We start from the raw sequence: 8,136 nt of genomic DNA on the forward strand, positions 1-8,136 counted from the left end.
TGATTTCAATAGAAATCACGACTTTTTGTGGGATTTATTTTTGGAGTAGTTGAAAAACCTTTCATGAGCCAGTCTACTTGTTCAGATGTCAAAGTGAGAATTTTCTTTTCTCCATCAGGCCAAGTTAACTTACCATTTTCAAACCGTTTATAGAGAAGCCAGAATCCTTGACCATCCCAATAAAGAGCTTTAAAGCGATCTTTTTGGCTTCCACAAAAGAGGAAGACTTGGCCTGAAAATGGATCTAGTTGGAATTGAGTTTTAATCAGGTAAGCAAGTGAGTCAATTCCTTGTCTCATATCTGTTTTCCCACAGACTAGATGAACAAGGCCTAGGTCTAGTAAATTGATTGGCATCTGTTTCCTCCGATTTTTTATCTTTTTATTAGTATATCGGATAATAGGGATTCAAGATAGATACCTCGTTATTGGACGCTTACAGTAAGCTATCAGCCTATGGCATTAAATATGTCACTCTATAAAAAATAAAAATCATGTCACACCTGAAACTGTTGACATGATTTTTATTTTTCTTTGACTCTTATATAGAAACTTACAAAAAAGCTAAAAAGAGGCTAGAACAAAAATCCAGCCTCAGAATACCAAATATTGTTTGCCAGGCAAACTCCAATCGTCCGCTATCAAAAAAGTCAGGAGTTGACTCACTGAGTATCCACTACCAACATGGCCTTAATTGATTTTCGTTGGTCCATGTCTTGGTAGGCTTGGTCAATTTCTTCCAAGAGATAGGAACTTGTAAAAACCTTGCCGGGATTGATGTCGCCATCCAAAACGGCTTTTAGGAGAACTTGTTTGTCATAGGTCGTTACAGATGCTGCTCCGCCTCCAATGATGATGTTTTGGGCAAAGGTTGAACCTAGGGCGTGGTTTTCATAATGAGGGACACCGACAAAACCGATGCGGCCACCGTTGTGGAGGACTCCGAGGGCTTGGTCAATGGAGGCTTCGGTTCCGACACATTCCAGAGCGGCATCGGCACCACCACAGAGAAGTTCCCGTACCTTGGCAATGCCTGCCTCTCCCCGTTCGGCGACAACGGCGGTTGCGCCAAATTCGCGGGCCAGGGCCTGGCGGTCCGCATGGCGGCTCATCATAACAATCTGGCTGGCTCCCCGCATCTTGGCTGCAATGACAGCACACTGGCCAACGGCACCGTCGCCAATCACTACTACCTTGTCACCAGGTTTGACATCCGCCACACGCGCTGCATGATAACCTGTAGGCATGACATCAGCCAGGCTTAAAAGCGACTTCAGCATACCTTCAGAGTAGTCCGACGGCTGGCCAGGGATTTTGATCAGGGCCCAGTTGGCAAAGTGGAAACGGATATACTCGGCTTGGACGCCGCCCGACCAGTTGTTACCGATATGCCTGTCACAGGTCCCGTCAAAGCCTGCTCGGCAGGCGTCACATTCGCCACAGCCATGGGTGAAGGGGGCAATGACAAAGTCACCGGGTTGCACGGTCGTGATCGCAGCACCGACCTCTTCGACAATCCCAATCGCCTCATGACCAGAATTGCGAGTGCCAGACTCCATCTGGTCGTCCCGATAGCGCCAGAGGTCAGAACCACAAACACAGGTTCTGACAATCCGAATGATGGTGTCTTGAGGATCTTCAATCTGGGGACGGTCAATCTCGACTAGTCCAACTTGACCGGGTTTTAAATAAACAGCTGATTTCCTCTGTTCTCTCCTCGCTTCTATTCATAACTTGCAATCAGGGCTTGGATCAGTTCCACATGGGCTAGATAGTCGGCGATGCTGACATTTTCGTCTCCTGCATGGTCACGGCTGGTCGCATTGCCCATGCCGAAGCCAGCAATCGGAACTTCCAGGGCCTCAAAAACAGTATGCATGGGCCCCGTGCCAGGTGAGGTTGGTAAGACAGACACACCTTCCGGAGTCAGAGCTTCTGCTAGTTCAATGACGCGGAGGATCGGCGGAGCCGACATATCACTGCGATAGCTTTTTTCACCCAGGGTAAAGTCAACTTGAACTCGATCAAAACCATGTTTGCGCAAGTGCTGCCGGATTTTCTCCAACACATCCTGTGGATCAAGACCAGGAACCAGGCGAACTTCCATTTTAGCTTGGGCTTGAGCAGGGATAATGGTTTTAACTCCCTGTCCTAGATAGCCTGTGGACAGACCTTCAATGGTGATTGACGGCTCAAAATAGAGCCGCTTGAGAAATTCACGGCGGTCCTGAACCAGGGTTGGGAGGGTCAAGCCGTAAATCTCTGTCACCGCTTCGGGATTGGCCAGGGCATAGGCTTCAACCAGGGCCATTTCCCGTTCGTTGGGTTCCCGTACCTGGTCATAAATACCCTCAACCAGGATGCGTCCATCGGCTGCACGCATGGACTGGAGGGCAGAAACCAGGTACCAGGCCGCTGAGTCAATCACGCCACCATAGGAAGAATGGATATCCAAGGCTGCTGATTCAACTGAGAGGTCAAAGGTCACAATGCCCTTGTTACCACCCGCTATCTCCAACTGGTGCAGCTGGTTCCGATGCCCTTGCTCCCAGACTAGCAAATCTGCTCCGCTCAAGTCCTCTTTGTATTTTTGCAAATAAAGGTCCAAATCAACCGAAGCGGACTCCTCGGCACCTTCGGCAATAAAAATCACATGGACCGGTAGGGAGCCACCCGACTGGGCCTGGTACTTCTTGAGGGCCGAGAGGCGGGCTGTGATGTGGCCCTTGTCGTCGTCAACTCCGCGCCCATAGATAAAGCCGTCGCGAACGCTGACTTCAAAAGGCTGGCCAGTCCAGGTCTGATCTCCGTCGGCTGGAACCGTGTCATAATGGTTGTAAAAAATGATCGTTTTAGCGTCTGGGCGATTGGACAAGAATTTGGCCATCACAAAGGGAGCGGCATAGGAGTTGTCCAAGACCACCTCATCTGCACCTGCTTCATGAAAATAATCGCGCAAGAGGCTGGCCACTTCCAAAAGGCCAACCTGCTGGGCAAAGATGGATTTCTTGGACACCAGGACCTTCAGCTTCTCAAAATATTCCTGAATAATAGCATCTTCTTCGAATTGTTGCAGACGTTCCGTGCTCATATCGTTCCTCTCACTTTCCAGATTTCATACTCTTTGAAAATCAAAACTATTCGTTGTCAACTCGCCTTGCCGTACGTCTAGTACTGTCTGCAGCTCGTTTCCTAGACTATTTTCGATTTTCTTTGAGTATCAATACTTCCATCCTACCATACCAACCACACTTTGACCAATTACCATCCTTGAAGAGGCTGATTATATTTTCTTATCAGCAAAGCCAAGCACTTCCACCTGCCCCTCCAGTAAGACCTGACCATTTAAGAGCAACCGGAGCGAGTGCGGACCATCCCAGTGCTTGCGCGTGGGCTTGTCGATCCAATCATAGGACCAGGTTCCGCGCAAGGACGCAGCCTCCCGATCCCTGAGCATAAAGGATTTCCGGCTCACCCGCCCCGTCGGCTTCCTGAACTCCACCTGCAACTCCAAGCGCAAGGGGCCCGCTTGACCCACCTCGACCTCATAATCCAGCAGCAGCCGCTCGCCTTTACTGATTTTTTTGGGAAAATTCCAAGCAACCTGCACCAGATCTTCCCGACTCCTGTAACCAAAAAGGGCCAGTGCCCGGGGATGCCCGGCCTTAAGTAAGGTCCTGGCAGCCCGCTTAACAATCCAATCCGTATCCGGAGAAGGCCCCTGCCAGGCTTCCAACAAATCTAAGACCTCTTCCGGATTCGTCCGCGTCCAATCATTCAAGTGATTGGCCACAGACTTACGGACATAGAGGGACGGATCCGCTTTTAAATTTTCCAAAAGTCCCCAAATCTCCAGACGATACTGATCTAAGTCAGGAATTTTTTGACCCCAAGGTAGGTTGGGCCGCAAGCCCTCACTGGCCAAGCGCCGCTGGTGTTCATTCTCCGATAGCGCCCACCGCTGCAGCTGCTCAAACGTCCGCTCAAAATCCCGCTGCAAAAAAGGACGAATCGCAAACTCCGCCGTCGACGACTCCGTCAAAACCGCCAAGGCCTTCATTGAAGCCGCAAAATGCTCCAAACCAAACAGAGCCACCACATCCGGTAAAAACAGATAACGAAAGCCCTGCACCCGCGCTCCAACCACTTCCAAAAAAGCAGCTACCTGCTCAAACGGACGATCCAAACAGACAACCAAAACACGCGCCAAGCGCTCATGCCGCTGCCGCAAACTAAGCGCCTCCCAGTCCCCTTGAGTCACTTCAGCCAAAAATCGCTGGACTGGAAAATCCACCTCCACCGCCGCAAAAGCCAAGGCAAACTCCGCCAAGACCTCCTCTGTATACATATCTTTCAAATCTGCCATAAAACCTCCAAAAAAGCAGTCAGCTGACGCTGACTGCAGTAATACTATTCTTATCCGTTAAAGGAAATGTGAACGTGGTCGTAGTGGTTGGCTGTTACACTACCACGGTCTGGCATCATGTTCCAAGTATTAGCAGGTCCGTAAATGTTATTGACCGGTGCGTAGAAACGTTGTTGCCAGATGATGTAAGAAATGTTTGCGGAATCGATATTGTCTACAGCGTACTGAGCCACTTGATTTCCAAGAGCTGCATCATTGTAAACCATAGCATCAACCGCAAGTCCACGTCCGTGGTCTTGGTCACCTGCACGGAATTTCGAATAATCGGTAATTCCAAACTGGTTGGCAATGTCTTGCATGAAGTTGGCTGCTACTGGCTGAAGTCCAGAGGTATCAACTGGTGTTGCCGCAGGTGCTGGTTGTGCTGGCGCTGGAGTTTCAACCGCAGCTGGCTCAGCTGGTTGTTCTACTGGCGCTACAGGCTCTTCCGCATGATCATGATCATGATTGTGTTCCTCATCGGCTAGCAATGTTTCAGTAGCTTCTGCTTCAGGCGCTGTAACCTCTGGTGCCGGCGTTGCGACTTCAGGTTCTACAGCTTCTGGTGCTGGTGCTGGAGCAGGTGCTGGTGTTGCCTCTGCTGCAACTTCTTGAGCTGGAGTTTCAACTGCAGCTGGTGCTGCTGGTTGTTCTACTGGTGCTGCTTCAGCAACTTCTGGTTGAGCCACTGGTGCCTCAACAGCTGGTGCTTGAGCCGCAGGTGCCGCTACTTCCGCTTGCTCAGCAGCTGGAGCAAGTTCTTGGGCTTGGCTCACTGCTGGGTTCACTGCAGGCGGTTGTGTTGCCATGTAAGTTGGACCTTTATCCTCTTCCACAATCGTCGCACTAGTTTGTGACAAAGGAATGATTTGATCTTGCGTGTAGATTTCTTGGCGAGTCAAATCAACGCTGGCCACATGAGAAGCAGGTCCTTCCAATTGTGGGTTAATCACTTCAAACGTTAATGGTTGGTTGTTGGCACCTACTGTTACACGAAGCAACATTCCTGGTTGGATAACATTGACATTTTCAATTTGGTTCAAACGTGCCAAAACAGCCATATCCACACCCATCGCTTCTGCAATCCGTCCAAGGGTATCACCATATTGAACGGTATAAGTCAAGGTGTCATTTTCACGAACAAGATTATCACGGATTTGGTCAACCGTACGAGCTACCCAACTTCCATCTTGATCCGTCGCTTGAGCATCATTATTTCCAGCAAAGACTGAAAGCAACAAGCTGGATGCAAGAATAATTTTTTTATTTAATTTCATAATTGTTTCGATCTCTTTCTTAACGTGATGAGTCTATCCTATCATAATTTTTGGCGAAAAAAAGACCTTAGAAGTCATCTTAAAAAAACTGTGTCACTTCTGTAACTTTTTGTAATACATGATACATTTCCACAACCTCTTTCAGCTTTCTTTAACCTTTTCTTCAGCTTGCTTTAAGTCTGGCTGGTTATGCTATTTTCAGAAAATATGAAAGGGGCTTACAATGCCTACCAAGATTATCCAAAAACAATTTAAACGAATTGAAACCAAATACATCCTCGAAAAAACGGTGTTGAAACAGGTTCTGCAAGACCTGGAGGCCTATATGGAAGCAGACGCCTACGCCACCTCAACCATTACCAACATCTACTTTGACACCGAACAGTTCGACCTGATTCAAGACTCGATTGCGAAAAAGCATGCGCGTGAAAAGGTCCGCATGCGCCTCTACGACCCCCAGCCTCAAGCTAGCAGCAAGGCCTTCTTAGAAGTTAAAAAGAAGATTGACGGCATCGGCTATAAAAACCGTCTCACCTCCACTGCCAACGCCATTACCAGCTATGTCACCACCGGCCTTTCTATCATCGATGGCCTGGACCAGTCCCTCATTGACGACCAAATCCAAAAGGATTTAACCCAGCTGCGCCAACGCCACCAACAACTCCAACCAAAAATGTACATCTATTATGACCGCCTCTCCTTCCGTGGCAAACAGGATGCCGACATCCGCATCACCATCGACCAAAACCTCCTCTACCGCGACTGGGACATCTCCCTGTCAGCCGGTAAATCTGGCAACGATCTACTCGATCCTAGCAAGGTCATTATGGAAGTCAAGGTTCCTGGTCAATGTCCATCCTGGTTACTCCAAGTCTTCAATAAATATGGTATCAGTCAGACCTCCTTTTCTAAATACGGAACTGCCTACCGCCTAGCTAGCCAAGAAAATAGAAAGGAGCTTAGCCTTGCAAGAAACACTCTTTAACAGCGTCTTCAACTCCAGCACTGGAACCCCTACTGTCGACTTCCTCAGCCTCTCAACCAGCCTCCTGGTCAGCCTCCTACTCGGGTTGATCTTGGCTGCAGCCTACAAATACCGGACCTTTTACACCAAGGAATTTGTCATGACCCTGACCCTCTTACCGACCCTAATCGCTATGATTATCTTTATGGTCAATGGCAACCTTGGAGCCGGAGTCGCCGTTGCCGGCACCTTTAGCCTCATCCGCTTCCGCTCCGCCGCAGCCAGCTCCAAAGAACTCCTCCTCATCTTCACCGCCACCGCTATCGGTCTAGCCACAGGCATGGGCTACCTCCTACTGGCGAGCTGTTTCACCTTGTTTATCTGCCTGCTCCTCTTGGCCTTGGAAAACAGCAGCTTCACCAAGGTCAGCCGCAGTAAACGTCACCTGCAGATTACCCTGCCCCGTGACTATGATTACGAAGACCTTTTTGCCAAAAACTTCCCCAAACATCACACCGATAGCCATCTACTTTCCCTCAAATCCCAAAAGAAAGGCCAGCAATTGATCTTAGAATACGAGGTTGAATTTGATGCTAGCATCCGCGACAAGGCCATCATGGACATCCTCTCCAGCCTTGACCCCGACGTCGAAGTCACCCTCACCAAAACCGCTCAAAAACGCAAAACACTATAAAAAGCTTGGGGAGCCCAAGCTTTTTTAGTTGAATTTAGATAAGCCGTAGGAACCGACAACGCGACCGTCTTCATTCCGTTTTTTATTGCCAATCATATAAATATCACCATTATAGCCAAATTCTGCCAGTTGCTCGGCCACAATCCGACTGACCACGATGCCATCACAGGATTCCTTGATTTTTTTTCAGCAAACTCAAGGGAACATTGAGATGGTATTCCATTTTTATAATCTCGACACCATTGTATTCGCCAATGGTACTGCGATGTGTGCCACATCTCAGCGGAGAGAAATTCTCACTTTCTTCAAGGGTATAAACATATTCGTCTAAGCTACCATTCCATAAGTGAATCGGATGGCCCGTCAGATTTTCCAACCGCATTCTAGCCACCTCCTTCTTTCTATTTGTATTTTTAGCTTGAAAAAAAGTAGTTCTATCTATAAATTAACTATATCAAAATAAGAGCAGAATTCCAAGGATTTAGTCGCTTATTCGATGAAAATTGTTAATCGGTCAACTTTTGTTTCTGACAAAAGAGGGGAGTGGGACAGAACTAACTTTGAAAAAATTTAGTTTATTCGCTTTCTTAATTCTGGGCTCGGGTTGAAAAGGTTCCCCGAACCTACCTCGCTTTCTTAATTCTGGGCTCGGGTTGAAAAGGTTCCCCGAACCTACCTCGCTTTCTTAATTCTGGGCTCGAGTTGAAAAGGTTCCTCGAACCTACCTCGCTTTCTCAATTCTTGGCTCGGGTTGAGCTTGGGACAAAAAGTCCCGTAAAGTATAAAAAGGAGAGATT

9 protein-coding genes are annotated in these 8,136 nt (G+C 48.3%); 2 read left to right on the plus strand and 7 right to left on the minus strand.

All coding sequences use genetic code 11. The annotated features are described in order from the left end of the window. Nucleotides 1-5: 5 nt before the first annotated feature. The 5 genes from tnpB to HZY94_RS05675 all read right to left on the minus strand — a co-directional run bounded on the left by tnpB (nucleotide 6) and on the right by HZY94_RS05675 (nucleotide 5,681). The gene (tnpB, locus tag HZY94_RS05655) at nucleotides 6-356 is read right to left on the minus strand and encodes an IS66 family insertion sequence element accessory protein TnpB (RefSeq protein ID WP_179924505.1); all 351 of its coding nucleotides are present in this window, start codon (nucleotides 354-356) and stop codon (nucleotides 6-8) included. A 305-nt stretch (nucleotides 357-661) separates the two neighbouring features. Beyond that, nucleotides 662-1,726: a zinc-binding dehydrogenase gene (locus HZY94_RS05660; protein ID WP_179925379.1), complete on the minus strand. Its 1,065-nt coding sequence runs from the start codon at nucleotides 1,724-1,726 to the stop codon at nucleotides 662-664. Then, on the minus strand, nucleotides 1,723-3,090 hold the full coding sequence (locus HZY94_RS05665) for a M20/M25/M40 family metallo-hydrolase (RefSeq protein ID WP_179925375.1): 1,368 nt from the start codon (nucleotides 3,088-3,090) through the stop codon (nucleotides 1,723-1,725). The genes HZY94_RS05660 and HZY94_RS05665 overlap by 4 nt, the downstream gene beginning before the upstream one ends. Nucleotides 3,091-3,282: 192 nt before the next feature. Then, a complete protein-coding gene (locus HZY94_RS05670) occupies nucleotides 3,283-4,365 on the minus strand; it encodes a DNA alkylation repair protein (RefSeq protein WP_179925376.1) in 1,083 nt (360 codons plus the stop codon). Between the two features lie 50 nt (nucleotides 4,366-4,415). Then, nucleotides 4,416-5,681: a LysM peptidoglycan-binding domain-containing protein gene (locus tag HZY94_RS05675; protein WP_218925725.1), complete on the minus strand. Its 1,266-nt coding sequence runs from the start codon at nucleotides 5,679-5,681 to the stop codon at nucleotides 4,416-4,418. A 223-nt stretch (nucleotides 5,682-5,904) separates the two neighbouring features. Here HZY94_RS05675 and HZY94_RS05680 point away from each other — a divergent pair, with 223 nt between their 5' ends. Next, nucleotides 5,905-6,666: a polyphosphate polymerase domain-containing protein gene (locus HZY94_RS05680; RefSeq protein WP_179925377.1), complete on the plus strand. Its 762-nt coding sequence runs from the start codon at nucleotides 5,905-5,907 to the stop codon at nucleotides 6,664-6,666. Beyond that, on the plus strand, nucleotides 6,647-7,339 hold the full coding sequence (locus tag HZY94_RS05685; protein WP_228064569.1) for a DUF4956 domain-containing protein: 693 nt from the start codon (nucleotides 6,647-6,649) through the stop codon (nucleotides 7,337-7,339). Before HZY94_RS05680 ends, HZY94_RS05685 begins: the two co-directional genes overlap by 20 nt. A gap of 24 nt (nucleotides 7,340-7,363) precedes the next feature. Here HZY94_RS05685 and HZY94_RS10540 read toward each other — a convergent pair whose 3' ends face one another. Together HZY94_RS10540 and HZY94_RS05690 are read right to left on the minus strand one after the other, a co-directional pair. Then, nucleotides 7,364-7,495, minus strand: a complete 132-nt coding sequence (locus HZY94_RS10540; RefSeq protein WP_257151902.1) for a hypothetical protein — start codon at nucleotides 7,493-7,495, stop codon at nucleotides 7,364-7,366. A gap of 7 nt (nucleotides 7,496-7,502) precedes the next feature. Beyond that, entirely contained in the window at nucleotides 7,503-7,721 is a 219-nt protein-coding gene (locus HZY94_RS05690) for a hypothetical protein (protein WP_218925726.1), read from the minus strand. Nucleotides 7,722-8,136: the final 415 nt, after the last annotated feature.

The sequence above is a fragment of the Streptococcus danieliae genome, assembly GCF_013415245.1.
GTDB classification, from domain to species: domain Bacteria; phylum Bacillota; class Bacilli; order Lactobacillales; family Streptococcaceae; genus Streptococcus; species Streptococcus danieliae_A.